This is a genomic window from Gordonia sp. IEGM753 (assembly GCF_050321825.1).
Taxonomy (GTDB): domain Bacteria; phylum Pseudomonadota; class Gammaproteobacteria; order Pseudomonadales; family Pseudomonadaceae; genus Aquipseudomonas.
The window spans coordinates 486232-501229 of the sequence record NZ_JBNQGB010000001.1 but is presented as its reverse complement, the minus strand read 5'-3'; the positions used below and the strand labels follow the sequence as shown (position 1 = coordinate 501229).

Below are 14998 nucleotides of genomic sequence, written 5' to 3'. Positions count from 1 at the left end.
TGAGCTACGGGCTGCGCAGTCTTTACTCGATGCGGTGGCCTGATGCGGAACGGTCAGGCAGGACTCGCTTAAACCTCGCCGCCTCAATCCTGATAAACTGCCCAACCTCCCTGCCTCACCGATTCCAGATCCCCAAATGCCTTCTACCGTCGCTACGCCTGCCCCACTCTCCCGCCGTTTCAGCGTTGCGCCGATGATGGATTGGACAGACCGTCACTGTCGTTTCTTCCTGCGCCTGCTCTCCAAACATGCCCTGCTGTACACCGAGATGGTCACCACCGGTGCGTTGCTCAATGGCGATCACGAGCGGTTCCTGCGTCACAACGAGGCCGAGCATCCGCTTGCGTTGCAATTGGGTGGCAGTGTTCCTTTGGACCTGGCCGCTTGTGCGCGCATGGCGCAGGAGCACGGCTACGACGAAGTGAACCTGAATGTGGGTTGCCCGAGTGATCGGGTGCAGAACAACATGATCGGCGCGGTGTTGATGGGGCATCCGCAACTGGTGGCGGATTGCGTGAAGGCGATGCGCGACGCGGTGTCGATTCCGGTGACGGTCAAGCACCGGATCGGGATCAACGGGCGCGACAGTTACGAACAGTTATGTGAGTTTGTTGGCACGGTTCGGGATGCGGGTTGTACGAGTTTTACCGTGCATGCACGGATTGCGATTCTGGAAGGGTTATCGCCCAAGGAAAACCGTGACATTCCGCCCCTGCGTTACGACGTGGCGGCGCAATTGAAGAAGGATTTCCCGGAGCTGGAGATCATTCTCAACGGCGGCATAAAAACACTGGAAGCGTGCCACGAGCATTTGCAGACGTTCGACGGCGTGATGTTGGGCCGCGAGGCGTATCACAATCCTTATGTAATGGCTGAGGTGGATCAGCAATTGTTCGGCAGCACCGCGCCGGTGATTAGCCGGGCCGAGGCGCTGGCGCAGTTGCGACCGTATATAGCAGCGCATATTGCGGCGGGTGGTTCAATGCATCACATCACCCGGCATGTATTGGGGCTGGGCACTGGTTTCCCCGGGGCGCGCAAGTTTCGGCAACTGCTGTCAGTGGACATCCACAAGGCTAAAGAACCTTTAGCCTTGCTGGATCAGGCAGCCGAGTTGTTGGAGGGACGTTGATCGTCGCTTTGTTTGAACCTGTGCTGCATTTCGGCATCGTATTTATCGACACCGCGCCCCGCCATTCAAACAGCTGTTTCTCAAGTTGTTGCCGCTGGGGCCATCGATACACGTAAGCACCCTTGAGTGGCCGTCAGCGCTCGGGTAATGTCATCAGACCCATAGGACAGAGCACGCCCATGACTTCCAAGCTGGAACAACTCAAGCAAATGACCACTGTTGTTGCCGACACCGGCGACTTCGAAGCTATCGCTCGCGTTAAACCCGTGGACGCTACTACCAACCCTTCCCTGCTGCTTAAAGCCGCGGCCATTCCTGGTTACGCCGAGTTGCTGAACGCTTGCGTTCACGACTGCAAGGGCGATGTGGGCTTGGCCAGCGACCGTTTTGGCGTAGCGGTCGGGCAAGAAATCCTGAAAGTTGTGCCGGGGCGTATTTCTACAGAAGTGGATGCACGCCTCTCGTTCGACACTGACGCCGTATTGAAGCGCGCGCACCGTCTGACGGACCTGTACGACAAGGCCGGTATCGGTCGTGATCGCGTCCTGATCAAGATCGCTTCCACTTGGGAAGGCATTCGCGCTGCCGAGATCCTGGAAAAGGAAGGCATCCAGACCAACCTGACGCTGCTGTTCTCATTTGCTCAGGCTGCTGCTTGTGCGGATGCTGGCGTGTTCCTGATTTCGCCGTTCGTGGGTCGCATCTACGATTGGTACAAAAAGGCCAACGGCAACGATTACACCGGCGCTGATGATCCGGGCGTTCAGTCGGTTACGCGCATTTACAACTACTACAAGGCCAATGCCTACAAGACTGTGGTGATGGGCGCCAGCTTCCGCAACCTGAATCAGATCGAGCAACTGGCTGGCTGCGACCGCCTGACCATCAGCCCGGACCTGATCGATAAACTGGCTGCGGATAACGGCAAGCTGGAGCGCAAACTGGCGCCAGGGCATGCGGGTGAAGCACGCCTGAACCTGAATGAAGCGCAGTTCCGCTGGTTGTCCAACGAAGATGCGATGGCGACCGAAAAACTGGCTGAGGGTATTCGTCAGTTTGCTCGGGACCAGGAAAAACTTGAGGCGCTGTTGCAAGCCAAGCTGTGATCTAGATCCAAGGGATGTAAAAAAGGCGAACCTTGATGGGTTCGCCTTTTTTATGCGCTGCTATACAGCCTTGTGCAGATCAATGACGCTCTAGAGCATTCACCAGGTCATGAAACGCTTCGCGATTGGAGTCGTTCAGGCCCATGAGGATTTTGTGCGCTTCAAGCACCTTGATCCGCACTATTTCTTCGGACTGATCCTGATCTGGCAGGTCGGTCAGGCATTCCGGGCACGGAATCGGGCGATCAACAATGTTGAACACCTGCTCGAAGCCCATGGATTGCAGCAGACGCGTGATGTCTTCGTGGGTGGTGACGACGGTCGGCAGCAGGCCGACCTTTTGCCGAGACAGGATAGACAGCTTGGCCAGCAGGCCAAGTGTGGTGCTGTCGATGCTGCGGGTTTCGGTCAGGTCGATCACGATCGCGTTGAAGTTCAACGCCGTGAAGATCCGCTCAATAGTCGCATCCAACGCCGAACACAGGGTCAGGCGAACTTCACCGACGAACTTCAGCACGAAGGTGCCGTCCTGCTCGGCGAACTGGATTCTACCGGTACTCATTAAAGATTCCTGCTCAACACCAACAGGGCGATATCATCCGGCATCTCCCCCAGCGTGGCCAATCCAAAAACCTGCCGCAGCCCATCCAGGGTGCCGCCCGCAGCCTTGACCCGTTGGGGCAACGCCGCTTCTTTTTCTTTCAGTGTCGGTTCTGGCAACAAATCCAGAATGCCATCGGACATCAGCGTCAGGCTGAACGTCGGCGGCAGTTCCAGCACGTGATCTTCATACGTGGCTTCATTAAAGAGGCCAACCGGCAGACCACGCCCTTCCAGATAACGAACAGTGTCTGGCGTGTACAACACAGGCAACGGCAAATGACCGCCGATGCTATAGGTCAACAAACCTGTCTCCTCGTCGATGACTCCACCGACCATTGTGACGTGTTTACCCAGCTTACAACTGATCAGGCCCCGGTTGATATGACCAAGAACCTCTGAAGGCTTAAATTCTGGCAATGTGCCATTGCGCTTGGATTCAAACAGCAAGCGCGTGGTCATGAATTTCAGCAGCACGGTGACAAAGGCTGAAGAAGCGCCATGACCGGAAACATCCGCCAGGTAAAACGCTACCCGACGCTCGTCGACCCGAAAATAGTCGACAAAATCACCCGACAGGTACAACGACGGGATGATCTGGTGTGCAAACTGGAACTCGTCAATCGTCCACGGGCTGATCGGCAGCATGTTCATCTGCACCTGACGACCGGCGTTCTGGTCTTCTTGCAGCAGGTTCAGGCTGGCTTCCAGCTCACGGTTGGCCTTTTCAAGTTTCTCGCGGTAGCGCTGGTTTTCCAGCAGCAGGCGCGCACGATCCAAGGCCCGACGCACAGAGTGCTCAAGCACGGCCAGATCTTCGAGAGGCTTGATCAGGTAGTCGGCCGCCCCCAGGCGCAGCGCCTCGACCGCGTCGTTCATCACGCCGGCGCCCGAAACCACGATCACCGGGGTTTGCGGCGACAGCTCGGTGACCTGACGGATAAGTTCGAGTCCGCCCATCTGCGGCATACGCAGATCGCAGATGACCAAGTCGGGCTTGTCTTGCTCGAATACCTGAAGACCCTGCTGGCCATTGCTGGCCTGCAAGACGCTGAAACCACTGTCTTCCAAATAGGCGGCGAGACTCGCGCGCACTACTTCGTCATCATCGATTATCAGCAGCGTGGCACTGGTTTTTGGCATGTGGGCAAACGGCGCCAGAATTAGGTTGGCGTAGCAGGTTGGGCAATTGGCCCCGCGCTGACTACTGGATTCGCTTTCTAGCCTCTCTGATGCGCCGCGTTCGAGCCTTTTGCACGACGCGCAGTTACACCAGAGGTGCCCTTCTAAGGCGCAGACGGTACTCCCATCCGCGGGGCGTTTCAAGCTCACGCCGATGGTCGCTTGAGCTCTTTACTTGTCAAATCACCGGGAGTTATAAGAACAGGCAAAACCGTAACTCAATGGAAGGTTGCAGCGCATGAGCCAAACCGATCGGGACTACAGCGAAAAGCGCGATTTCATCCGCATGCGAGTCGATGCCGACGTGTCGCTAATTCATCAAGGTGACGAGGTGCAAGCTGTCTGTATCGACCTTTCCAGCAGCGGCATGCAGGTTGAAGCACCCCGACGGTTCCACGTGGGTGACCTGCTGAACGTACGAATTGATTCCGACCATGCGGCACTGAAAGGGCTTGAAGCCGACACCAAAGTGGTCTGGGTGAAAGAACAGGACGGCGGAAGTCAGAAACTCGGGCTTACAATCTTGAAAATGAAATGACCTGGCTATAAACCAGAGAAGGCGGCCAATGGGCCGCCTTCTTCGTTTTTCAGTCGAGATTAAAAATCGTCTTCGACCTTGCCGTCTTTCACTTTGAACTCGCGGTTCTGCAAGTACGCATTACGGATGAAAATGTACTTGTCGCCGTTGATCAGCTTCTCGGCCGACAACAGGCTGGCGCGGGTATCGACGATATTCAGGCCGAACACAGCGTTACGCACTGGCACATCGTTGATGTACGGATAAGGACCGGTGTAACCGTCGACCACCTTCGATGGAGCATCACGCAAGGTGCTTGGGCCCAGCAGCGGCAGCATTACATAAGGGCCGCTTCCTACGCCCCAATAGCCGAGCGTCTGACCGAAATCTTCGTCGCTACGTTGCAGGCCCATTTTGGTACCTACATCGAAGAAGCCCAGCAGGCCGAAAGTGGTGTTGAAAATCAAGCGCGCAGTATCAACGCCAGCGGCAGCCGGTTTGGCCTGCAAAATGTTGTTGGCGAGGTTGGTAACGTCACCCACGTTGCGGAACATGTTGTGGATGCCGTCTTCCAAAAACTGCGGCGTTACAAATTCGTAGCCCTGCGCCAAAGGCTTCAAGGCGTAGGTATCCACGAAGTCGTTAAACTTGTAGATCGGGCGGTTAACACTTTCCCAAGGATCGTCTTCCGAAGCTGCCTGGGCAACAAACGGAACCAGCAACACGCTGGCGCACACACAAAGCTGAGCTAGATGATTGCTCCAGCGCATAGAAAAACTCCTTGGATTGTACTGGCGAGAGCACCTGGCTCTCGCGTTAAGCTGGTTAGTATAAGACGGAAAAGCCGCTTTAGGCAGCATCGTGCGCGATGGTCTGCGGATGATTCGTGTTGAATCCCGCCTATTCACAGCCGTGTCACTCAACTGTCACTGACGCCGCATAGCCTTTGTCACTATTTCAGGGACGCTGATATGCCGCACGCCGAAACCTTACCCCTCGCCGCTCCCCACCTGACCGCCGTGTTGTTCGGCCTCAGCGGGTGCCTGGTGGATTTCGGCGCCCGCACACGCCAGCAAGACGATCACTGCGCCGAGCATGCCGAAGTAACGCCCGGCGCGCTCGATAGCGTACTCAGCTTGCAGCGTCAGCAAATCCCCTGTGCATGGCTTGATGAATTAACGCCCGCTCTCAGCCACGCCCTCGCACGCGCATTGCCGAACTGGATTAAACCTTCGCAACAACTCGCAACAAATATCCCTTGGCCTGCGCCGCATGCTTGCTGGCAAGCCTTGATAACGCTAGGCGTCGAACGACTCGACGGCTGCGTACTGGTCAGTGGCGAGCCGCGACTGCTGCAAGCGGGATTGAATGCCGGGCTATGGACCATCGGATTGGCGTCGTGCGGCTCGCTCTGCGGACTTGCTCCCAATGAATGGCAAGCGCTGACCCAGCAAGAGCGCGAGCTAAAGCGCGGCAAGGCCACGGTGCAGCTATTCGGCCTGGGAGTGCATTCGGTGATCGACCACCTTGGCGACCTTGACACATGCCTGGCCGATATCAGCCTGCGCCGCCTAAAGGGCGAAAAGCCCTGATCGAGATCATGCAGGATATTCTTCAGTGGATTAATCTAAACGCCAGCCATAGACCTTTGGCGTGCCGCTGCGGTCTATGCCAGTGCCTATCGATAAAAGGAAGAACGTCATGCCTGCCCGCGAACTGCAAGAACAACTCAATACTCTGCGCGAGCAATTGGAACAGAATCCACCACTGTCCGAAGCCGAGCGCGCCGACCTGCACGCGCTGATGCAACAAATCGAACTGGAACTGGAGCTCGAAACCAAAACCAAGGATTCCAACCTCGCCGACGGGGTCAACCTGGCCGTCGAACGCTTCGAACTCGAACACCCCGCGATTGCCGGCACCTTGCGTAACATTGTGCAAACCCTGGGCAACATCGGGATCTGATCCCGGCAGATGCTAAAAAGCCCCGCTAAAGATAGCGGGGCTTTTTATTGCGCCGTATCTGGCGCGCCTGAAAGTGTTACTGACGGGCCAGGCGATGGTTCGGCAGCTGTACGTCTTCAGTGCTGCGATACGGGTTGATATCCAGGCCACCTCGGCGCACGTACCGCGCATACACGGTCAACTTTTCAGGTTTCAACAACCGCTGCAGGTCGAGGAAAATCCGCTCAACGCACTGTTCGTGGAAGTCGGAGTGCTGACGGAAGCTCACCAGGTATTCCAGCAAACTGGCGTGGTCCAGCGCAGCGCCACGGTAATGCACGGCGACGCTGCCCCAGTCCGGCTGACTGGTCACCGGGCAGTTGGATTTGAGCAGATGGCTGTGCACGCTTTCTTCAATGATGCGCGATGGATCGCAACGCAGCAGTTCCGGGCGTGGATGCTCATAATTGCTGACGCTGATGTCCAGATCGTCAATGCACACGCCAGGCAATGCTACGACGCCTTCGGCTTCGACCTCTTTCAGACTGCGAATGCGCACACCCACCGGCTTACCGGCAGCGGCCGACAAGTCCTTCACCAGGGTTGCTTCAAGGCTTGCGTTATCAGCGAATGGCGTCTGATTCAAAGAGTTCAGGTACAGCTTGAACGACTTTGATTCGATGATGTTCGGCGAGTCCGCCGGGATGCTGAACTCACCAATCGCCACCACCGGCTTACCCGACGGCAGCAGCCAGGACAGCTCGAAGCAGTTCCAGAAATCCACACCTTTATAAGGCAGGGTTTCAGCCGTCAAACCCAGTTCGGCCCATTTTGCGGTGCGCGGAATCGGGAACAGCAAGGACGGCGTGTAAGTGGCGATGTATTCGCTGGATTTGCCCAGCGGCGAGTGTTCGGCTGCGGGATGCATGGCGGAAACCTGACTGAAGAATCAGCGGATTCTACCAGCCTTTGCCCAAGCCTTTGAGTGGTTACTGACTGACAGTCAACTTGCCGACCATCCCAGCCTGGTAGTGGCCCGGAATATTGCAGGCAAATTCCAGGTTGGTGGCTTTGGTAAAGGTCCAGGTCAGCTCAGCGGTTTTGCCCGGGCCCACGAGCACGCTATTGGGGTCATCGTGCTTCATTCCATGGTCCATGCCGCCCATGGCGCTGTGGTCCATTTCTTTCATCGCTGTAGGCGTCAGCATGCCGTTTGCCTGCATTTTCAACATTTCCTGCTGGTGCCTGGCGTGCATCGCCGCATCCCCCAGGTTGAATTCGTGCAGCAACTGGCCCTTATTCACCAGCACAAAACGAATGGTCTCACCGGCCTTGATATCGATCGCCTTAGGCGTAAACGACATATCGCCCATCACCACTTCGACACTGCGGGTCGCGCTGGCTGCCGGTGCAGGCTGGCCAAAATCATAAACATGCGCAGGCGCTGCCCACACGGGCGAGTTAAACGCCAGCAAACAGGCGGCCAGCATCATTGATTTGCGCAAAAACATAGTCGTACTCCAACAAAGTAGGGTCCAGCGTGTAGAAAACTCTAAACTGCTGCGACTGCCCGCAAGCTGACAGCCAGATTACAACTTTGTCAGGTTGGCCCGTAATGATACGGCCCACGGTATAAGCGTTCGTTCCACTGTCCCGAGTTGCCCATGAAACTGCTGATCGTCGAAGACCAACCGAAAACCGGCCACTACTTGCGTCAGGGCCTGAACGAGGCCGGTTTCAACACCGAATTGGTCGCCGACGGCAACACCGGCCAACAAATGGCCTTGAGCGGTGATTACGCCCTGTTGATCCTGGACGTGATGCTGCCCGGTCGCGACGGCTGGCAGATTCTGCAAGCAGTGCGCAGTGCAGGGCTTGATACGCCGGTACTTTTTTTGACGGCTCGCGATGCAGTTGAAGACCGGGTTCATGGCCTCGAACTGGGCGCCGACGATTACCTGGTCAAACCGTTCGCGTTCTCCGAATTGCTGGCACGGGTCCGCAGCTTGCTGCGTCGCGGCAGCGCCACACCTCAGGAAACCAGCCTGCAATTGGCCGACCTGCGACTGGATCTGATCCGCCGCCGCGTCGAGCGCAACGGTCAGCGCATCGACCTGACGGCCAAGGAATTTGCGCTGTTGGAAATGCTGTTACGTCGTCAGGGCGAAGTCCTTCCCAAGTCGTTGATCGCCTCCCAGGTGTGGGACATGAATTTTGACAGCGACACCAACGTCATCGAAGTTGCGATCCGCCGTTTACGCCTGAAGATAGATGATGAGTTCCCGCAGAAACTGATTCACACGGTGCGCGGCATGGGTTACGTCCTCGAAGAGCGTCCTGCCTGATGCGCCGGTTGTCCTTGAGTAACCGCTTGGCACTGCTGTTTGCGGGCTGCACTGCTGTGGTTTCACTGTTCGCCGGAGTGTTGTTCAACCGTGCCAGCGAAGCGCACTTCATTGAACTTGATCAGCAGTTGCTGGACGGCAAATTGATTGGTTTGCGTCGGGCACTTCAGGACATTCAGTCGAGTGAAAGCGAGGGCAAACTGGCGGATGAATTGAGCCGGCAGGCTGACTTGTCCCTGCGCATAACCGGCAGTGATGGCAAGCGCTGGTACGACAGTTCGATTCGGTTGCCGGAAAAACTTCCGCAGCAATCTGGCCTTTCAAGTATCAACGATGGTGGCACCGACTACCGCGTTCTGAATGCTCCGCTGTACCCCGACAAAACCGATTCGCCGCAGCTGACACTGCTGTTGGACATCACTCATCACCAACACTTTCTGCAGCGCATGCAACACCTGATCTGGCTGACAGTGGGTTTATCCGCGTTGGCCACGGCGCTGCTCGGTGCCTGGGCGGCGCGCAGCGGTTTACGGCCGTTACGGCGAATGAGCGCGATAGCCAGTGGCGTTTCGGCGCATTCCTTGAACGCTCGCTTGCCAGAAGAGACCATGCCACCTGAGCTTGCGGAAATGGCCCACAACTTCAACGCCATGCTCGGACGACTCGACGACTCTTTTCAGCGGCTCTCGGCGTTCTCTGCCGACATTGCCCATGAACTGCGCACACCGTTGTCGAACCTGCTGACCCACACCCAGGTCACCCTAACCCGCCCACGACCGATCGAGGATTACCGCGAAGCATTGCACAGCAACCTCGAAGAACTGCAATGGATGGCGCAATTGGTCAACGACATGTTGTACCTGGCCAAGGCAGATCATGGGTTACTGGTGCCTAAACGCGAGCCGCTGGCGTTGGCGGAAGAAGCCGATATGTTGCTTGAGTTTTTCGCGCCGCTGGCCGAGGACGCCCGAGTGACGCTGAGCCGCGTAGGCCATGCCCGAATGGAGGGCGACCGAAACATGTTGCGCCGTGCCTTGTCGAATTTGCTGGATAACGCCCTGCGGTTCACGCCAAACGACGGCGAAGTTCAGGTTCGGATCAGCGACCAGGCTAAAGGGTTGAGGCTAAGTGTCGAGAATACGGGGAGCGGGATTGCCGAGGATTTGCTGCCAAGGTTATTTGACCGCTTCTATCGAGCGGATCCTGCGCGACGCGAAGGCAGCAGTGAACATGCAGGATTAGGGTTGGCGATCACCCAGTCGATCATCCGTGCCCATGGCGGGCAGATTCATTGCGAATCGGATAATGGGTGGACACGGTTTGTGATTGAGTTACCCAAGCAGGATTGAGACCGGATATTCCGGCCTCTTCGCGAGCAAGCCCGCTCCCACATTGGGCCTCAGTTGATCAGAAATCTACGGCTCAACTCGGTTAAATGTGGGAGCGGGCTTGCTCGCGAAAGCGGTATATCGGCTTACGAATACCGCAACGCGTGAGCCGGCTCGATCTTCGCTGCGCGCCACGCTGGGTAAACGGTCGCCAAGAAGCTCAAGATGAAGCCCGCCGAGCAGATCAACACCACATCACCGCCCTGCAATTGCGAAGGCAGGTTGCTGACGAAGTACACGTCCGAACTGAAAATGTGCTGACCACTGACCCGTTCGATCCAGCCCACCAGTTCACTGACATTCAGCGCTGCAATCACACCCAGCACGCCGCCGATCAGGGTACCGACAATCCCGATCACCGTGCCCTGCACCATGAATATCGCCATGATCTGCCGCGGTGTCGCGCCAATGGTCCGCAAAATCGCGATGTCGGCGCCTTTGTCGTTCACCACCATGATCAGCGTCGCGATGATGTTGAACGCCGCCACCGCGACGATCATCAGCAACAGCAAACCAATCATGGTTTTTTCCATTTTCATGGCACTGAACAGGCTGCCCTGAGTGTGGGTCCAGTCATCGGCGGTGTACCCGGCACCGAGGCTGGTGGCGATGTCGTTCGAGACTTTCGGCGCCGCGTACAGGTCTTTCACGGCCAGGCGCACGCTCTGCACCTGATTCGGCTGCCAATGCTGCATCTGCGCGGCGTCGGCCATGTGGATCAGGGCCATCGAACCGTCAAGTTCAGCGCCGACCTTGAACACGCCCACCACGTTCAACCGCTGCATGCGCGGGGTAATACCGCCCGGCGCCGTGCTGACTTCCGGCACGATCAGGGTGATTTTGTCGCCGACATTCAGGCGAAAACGACGCGCGGTGATCTCACCGACCACCACGCCGAACTCGCCCGGTTTCAGGTCATCGAGGCGCCCTTGCACGATGTGCTGGGCGACGATGGAGACTTTGCCTTCCTGAGCAGGATCGATGCCACTGACCTGAATCGGCTGCATCGAGCCCTTGTAGGACAGCATCCCTTCCATCTCGGTAAACGGCACGGCGGCCGTCACCTCAGGGTTTTTCATAGCGGCAGCGGCAACAGGTTGCCAGTCATCAATCGGGTTGACGCCGACGATGGTCGCGTGGGGCACCATGCCGAGGATGCGCGAACTCATTTCGCGCTGGAACCCGTTCATGACCGACAACACCACGATCATCGACAGCACGCCCAGGGCGAGGCCAATCATCGAGGTCATCGAGATGAACGAGACGAAGCGATTGCGGCGCTTGGCGCGGGTATAGCGCATGCCGATAAAGATCGATAACGGTCTGAACATTCGCTGGGGCACCGTATAAAAATAAAAGACCCGACGCACTGTTCAGTGACATCGGGTTTCAGCCAATCAGATAGGCGTCAGCAGACCATCCTGCAGATGCAGGACGCGATCCATCTGGCGCGCCAGGTTCATGTCGTGAGTCACCACCAGGAACGCCGTGCGCATCGAGGTGCTGAGTTCCAGCATCAAATCCTGTATGCCCTGCGCGGTGTGGGAGTCGAGGTTGCCGGTCGGCTCGTCGAGCATCACCAAACCCGGGTTGTTCACCAAGGCGCGAGCGATAGCCACACGCTGGCGCTCGCCACCGGACAATTCAGACGGTTTGTGCTCCAGGCGATGGCCCAGCCCTACCCGCTCCAGCAGCGCCGATGCTCGCTTGCGCGCCTCGGGAATGGCCGTTTTGCCAATCAGCAGCGGCATGCAGACGTTTTCCAGCGCAGTGAACTCAGGCAGCAAGTGGTGGAACTGGTACACGAACCCCAGGGAGCGGTTACGCAGCAGACCGCGCTTCTTCTCGCTCAATGCCGAGAGTTCTTCGCCATCGAGCCAGACGCTGCCCTTGGTCGGTGTATCGAGACCGCCCAGCAGGTTGAGCAAGGTACTTTTGCCCGAACCCGACGTGCCGACAATCGCCACGCGCTCACCCGGATGCAACTCCAGTTGCAGGCCGCTCAGAACTTCTACCGATTCCGGACCTTCCTCATAGGATTTGCCCAGGTCACGGCAGCTCAAGATTGCTTTATCACTCATGCCCAACTCACTCATAACGTAGCGCCTCCGCAGGCTGGGTGCGCGCGGCACGCCAGGCTGGATACAGGGTGGCGAGGAAACTCAGGACCAACGCGGCGGCGCAGACCATCAACACGTCCTGGCTCTGCACTTGCGACGGCAGGTAATCGATGAAATACACGTCGGCATTAAGGAATTTATGGCCGATCAGCCCTTCAAGGGCCGAAATGGCGGCGCTGACGTTCAGCGCGGCGAAAATCCCGACCACGGCGCCGATCAGCGTGCCCACCACCCCAATGACCGTGCCCTGGACCATGAAGATCGCCATGATGGTGCCCGGCGTGGCGCCAAGGGTGCGCAGAATAGCGATGTCGCTCTTCTTGTCGTTCACCACCATCACCAAAGTGGAGATGATGTTGAAGGCCGCAACGGCAACGATCAGCAACAACAACAAGCCGATCATGGCTTTTTCCATGCGGATCGCCTGGTAAAGATTGCCGTGGGTACGGGTCCAGTCGCGAGCGTAGTAGTGATCCTCGCCCAGTTGCTGGGCAATGTTCCACGCGGTGCGAGGTGCCTGGAACAGGTCATCGAACTTCAGCCGCAAGCCCTGCACCTGATCTGGTTTCCAGCGATGCAGCCGGGCCAGATCCTGCAGATTGGTGACCCCCAGGTAACCGTCCAGCTCACCGGCGCCGACGTGAAAAATGCCGACCACGGTAAAGCGTTTCATGCGCGGGAACATCCCGGCCGGGGTCACGGTGACTTCGGGTGCAACGAACGTCAGCTTGTCGCCGATGGCCGCGCCGAGTTTGGCCGCAGCCTTGTCACCAATGACGATGCCAAAACTGCTAGGCGCCAGGTCGTCGAGTTTGCCCTGTTGCATGAAGTTATCAATGATCGATACCTGGCGTTCCAGCGCAGGGTCGATGCCATTGAGCAGCACTTTGGAGACTTTGCCGTTGTTGGTCAGCAACCCCTGCATTTGCGTGAAGGGCGCAACGGCCGTCACCTGCGGGTTCTGCTTGACCTTTGCGGCCAGGTTTTGCCAATCGCTGATTGGCTCGCCGGACTCGATGGTCGCGTGGGGCACCATGCCCAGCACGCGGGTGCGCATCTCATGATCGAAGCCGTTCATCACCGACAACACGACGATCATCACGACCACGCCGAGGGCGAGACCGATCATCGAAGTCAGGGAAATGAACGACACAAAATGATTGCGACGCTTTGCACGGGTATAACGCGTGCCAATAAATACGAAGAGAGGTCTGAACATGTCGGGGCTTGTTCGGAGGGAAAAGGAACGTCCTTGTGGCGGGGGTCGATAACCAGCTTTACACTCAGACCACCGCCGCTACCATGGGTTCGCCATGTCGACATTAGATGAAGAAGATCGCCGCGAATACTACCGTATCGAGGACATGATCGCACTGGAAATTCGGCCCCTGTCCGCTCCCGAAGCCGCAGGCCAGGAAGTGTTGCAGGATGCTTCCCCGCTCTTCAACTTGCTCAGCGAACTGCACCTGAGCGAATTTGAGTCGCAACACCTGCTGCGCCAGATCAATGAGCGTGACCGGGCCATCGCGGCGTTCCTGAAAGTCCAGAACAAACGCATCGATTTACTCAGCCAGGTGATCGCAATCACCGTACTCGGGCAGATCGGCGACCCGCAGCCCGTGATCATTTCTGAAGGCGGCATCGACTTTCAGCACCCGACACCTATCAGCGCGGGTGCACACCTGTCGGTCAAACTGGTGCTGATGCCACAAGCCCTCGGCCTGTTGCTGCGCGCCCGTGTGACCCATTGCGACCGCAAGGGTGACGGCTACGACGTCGGCACCGAGTTTGAACACCTGACCGATGCGCAGCGCCAATTGCTGGCCCGCTATATCCTGCAGAAGCAGGCCCAGGAACGACGCCTGGCCCGCGAACAAAACGAATTCGGCATTTAATTAAGGAAGAACCGTGACCCTCATCTACGGCCATCGCGGCGCCAAGGGCGAAGCACCGGAAAATACCCTGACCAGCTTTCAGGAATGCCTCAAGCACGGCGTGCGCCGTTGCGAGCTGGACTTGCACCTGTCCAAGGATGGCGAGTTGATGGTCATCCACGACCCGACACTCAAACGCACCACTGACCGTCGCGGCAAAGTGGTTGAACACACCGCCAAAGAACTGGTGACCTACGACGCGCGCAAGGGTGGTCCTGGCTGGATCAAGCCATGCCCGATTCCGACGCTGGAAGAATTGTTCGAGAAATGCGATTTCGAGCACTGGCAGCTGGAAGTCAAAAGCGCTTCACGTACCCGCGCCGCGACGACGGTGCTGGCGATTCGTGAAATGGCTCAGCGTTTTGGTTTGCTCGACAAGGTCACCATCACCTCAAGCTCGCGTGAAGTGCTCAAAGCAGCGCTGGACCTGGTGCCGGACGTATCGCGCGGATTGGTGGCCGAATACGCCTGGCTCGACCCGTTGAAAGTCGCCCAAAGCTATGGCTGTGAAATTCTGGCGCTTAACTGGACCCTGTGTACGCCGGAACGCCTGCAGAAGGCGCAGCGCCAAGGCCTGCATGTATCGGTGTGGACAGTCAACGAGCCCGCGCTGATGCGCAGGCTCGCCGACTTCGGCGTTGACAGCCTGATTACAGACTTTCCCGGTTTGGCCATTGCCACCCTTGAGAATTGCTGAAATCGGTCTCCCCGGCCGGCTCAGGCCACCGGC

The 14998-nt window shown here is 57.6% G+C and carries 17 protein-coding genes; 9 read left to right on the top strand and 8 right to left on the bottom strand.

Features of this window, described 5'->3' with window-relative positions; translation table 11 throughout:
* Positions 1-136 precede the first annotated feature (136 nt).
* A complete protein-coding gene (gene dusA, locus ACQR3R_RS02235) occupies positions 137-1132 on the top strand; it encodes a tRNA dihydrouridine(20/20a) synthase DusA (protein WP_428270305.1) in 996 nt (331 codons plus the stop codon).
* A 179-nt stretch (positions 1133-1311) separates the two neighbouring features.
* Positions 1312-2238 (top strand): transaldolase, encoded by a 927-nt coding sequence (gene tal / locus ACQR3R_RS02230; protein WP_428270304.1) that lies wholly within the window; start codon positions 1312-1314, stop codon positions 2236-2238.
* Between the two features lie 79 nt (positions 2239-2317).
* Here tal and rssC read toward each other — a convergent pair whose 3' ends face one another.
* Positions 2318-2800, bottom strand: a complete 483-nt coding sequence (gene rssC / locus ACQR3R_RS02225; RefSeq protein ID WP_123403442.1) for an anti-sigma factor antagonist RssC — start codon at positions 2798-2800, stop codon at positions 2318-2320.
* Positions 2800-3981: a two-component system response regulator RssB gene (rssB, locus tag ACQR3R_RS02220; protein ID WP_428270302.1), complete on the bottom strand. Its 1182-nt coding sequence runs from the start codon at positions 3979-3981 to the stop codon at positions 2800-2802. The genes rssC and rssB overlap by 1 nt, the downstream gene beginning before the upstream one ends.
* A gap of 277 nt (positions 3982-4258) precedes the next feature.
* Between rssB and ACQR3R_RS02215 the strand changes: the two genes are divergently transcribed.
* Positions 4259-4558, top strand: coding sequence for a PilZ domain-containing protein (locus tag ACQR3R_RS02215; RefSeq protein WP_428270301.1), 300 nt, complete (start codon positions 4259-4261; stop codon positions 4556-4558).
* A 59-nt stretch (positions 4559-4617) separates the two neighbouring features.
* On the opposite strand, the gene ACQR3R_RS02210 is transcribed toward ACQR3R_RS02215, so the two are convergent.
* Positions 4618-5307 carry an MlaA family lipoprotein gene (locus ACQR3R_RS02210; protein ID WP_428270299.1) on the bottom strand — a complete coding sequence of 230 codons (690 nt, stop codon included), beginning with the start codon at positions 5305-5307 and terminating at the stop codon, positions 4618-4620.
* A gap of 201 nt (positions 5308-5508) precedes the next feature.
* On the opposite strand from ACQR3R_RS02210, the gene ACQR3R_RS02205 reads away from it, so the two are divergent.
* Positions 5509-6129, top strand: a complete 621-nt coding sequence (locus tag ACQR3R_RS02205) for an HAD superfamily inactivated hydrolase PcrP (protein WP_428270297.1) — start codon at positions 5509-5511, stop codon at positions 6127-6129.
* Positions 6130-6238: 109 nt separating this feature from the next.
* A complete protein-coding gene (locus tag ACQR3R_RS02200) occupies positions 6239-6502 on the top strand; it encodes a DUF4404 family protein (RefSeq protein ID WP_428270296.1) in 264 nt (87 codons plus the stop codon).
* A gap of 76 nt (positions 6503-6578) precedes the next feature.
* Here ACQR3R_RS02200 and queF read toward each other — a convergent pair whose 3' ends face one another.
* Both queF and ACQR3R_RS02190 read right to left on the bottom strand, forming a co-directional pair.
* Complete coding sequence (gene queF / locus ACQR3R_RS02195) at positions 6579-7409, bottom strand: NADPH-dependent 7-cyano-7-deazaguanine reductase QueF (RefSeq protein WP_428270294.1); 831 nt, start codon at positions 7407-7409, stop codon at positions 6579-6581.
* A 61-nt stretch (positions 7410-7470) separates the two neighbouring features.
* On the bottom strand, positions 7471-7992 hold the full coding sequence (locus ACQR3R_RS02190; RefSeq protein ID WP_428270292.1) for a copper-resistant cuproprotein CopI: 522 nt from the start codon (positions 7990-7992) through the stop codon (positions 7471-7473).
* Between the two features lie 153 nt (positions 7993-8145).
* Here ACQR3R_RS02190 and ACQR3R_RS02185 point away from each other — a divergent pair, with 153 nt between their 5' ends.
* Positions 8146-8826, top strand: coding sequence for a heavy metal response regulator transcription factor (locus ACQR3R_RS02185; protein ID WP_428270290.1), 681 nt, complete (start codon positions 8146-8148; stop codon positions 8824-8826).
* Entirely contained in the window at positions 8826-10175 is a 1350-nt protein-coding gene (locus tag ACQR3R_RS02180; RefSeq protein ID WP_428270289.1) for a heavy metal sensor histidine kinase, read from the top strand. Before ACQR3R_RS02185 ends, ACQR3R_RS02180 begins: the two co-directional genes overlap by 1 nt.
* A gap of 125 nt (positions 10176-10300) precedes the next feature.
* Here the strand turns inward: ACQR3R_RS02180 and ACQR3R_RS02175 are convergent, their stop codons facing one another.
* The 3 genes from ACQR3R_RS02175 to ACQR3R_RS02165 all read right to left on the bottom strand — a co-directional run bounded on the left by ACQR3R_RS02175 (position 10301) and on the right by ACQR3R_RS02165 (position 13553).
* Positions 10301-11545, bottom strand: coding sequence for a lipoprotein-releasing ABC transporter permease subunit (locus ACQR3R_RS02175; protein ID WP_428270287.1), 1245 nt, complete (start codon positions 11543-11545; stop codon positions 10301-10303).
* Positions 11546-11611: 66 nt separating this feature from the next.
* Entirely contained in the window at positions 11612-12295 is a 684-nt protein-coding gene (gene lolD / locus ACQR3R_RS02170; protein WP_428270286.1) for a lipoprotein-releasing ABC transporter ATP-binding protein LolD, read from the bottom strand.
* 7 nt (positions 12296-12302) lie between these two features.
* On the bottom strand, positions 12303-13553 hold the full coding sequence (locus ACQR3R_RS02165) for a lipoprotein-releasing ABC transporter permease subunit (RefSeq protein WP_428270285.1): 1251 nt from the start codon (positions 13551-13553) through the stop codon (positions 12303-12305).
* Positions 13554-13647: 94 nt separating this feature from the next.
* Between ACQR3R_RS02165 and ACQR3R_RS02160 the strand changes: the two genes are divergently transcribed.
* Complete coding sequence (locus tag ACQR3R_RS02160; RefSeq protein ID WP_428270283.1) at positions 13648-14229, top strand: PilZ domain-containing protein; 582 nt, start codon at positions 13648-13650, stop codon at positions 14227-14229.
* 13 nt (positions 14230-14242) lie between these two features.
* The gene (locus ACQR3R_RS02155) at positions 14243-14965 is read left to right on the top strand and encodes a glycerophosphodiester phosphodiesterase family protein (RefSeq protein WP_428270282.1); all 723 of its coding nucleotides are present in this window, start codon (positions 14243-14245) and stop codon (positions 14963-14965) included.
* Positions 14966-14998: the final 33 nt, after the last annotated feature.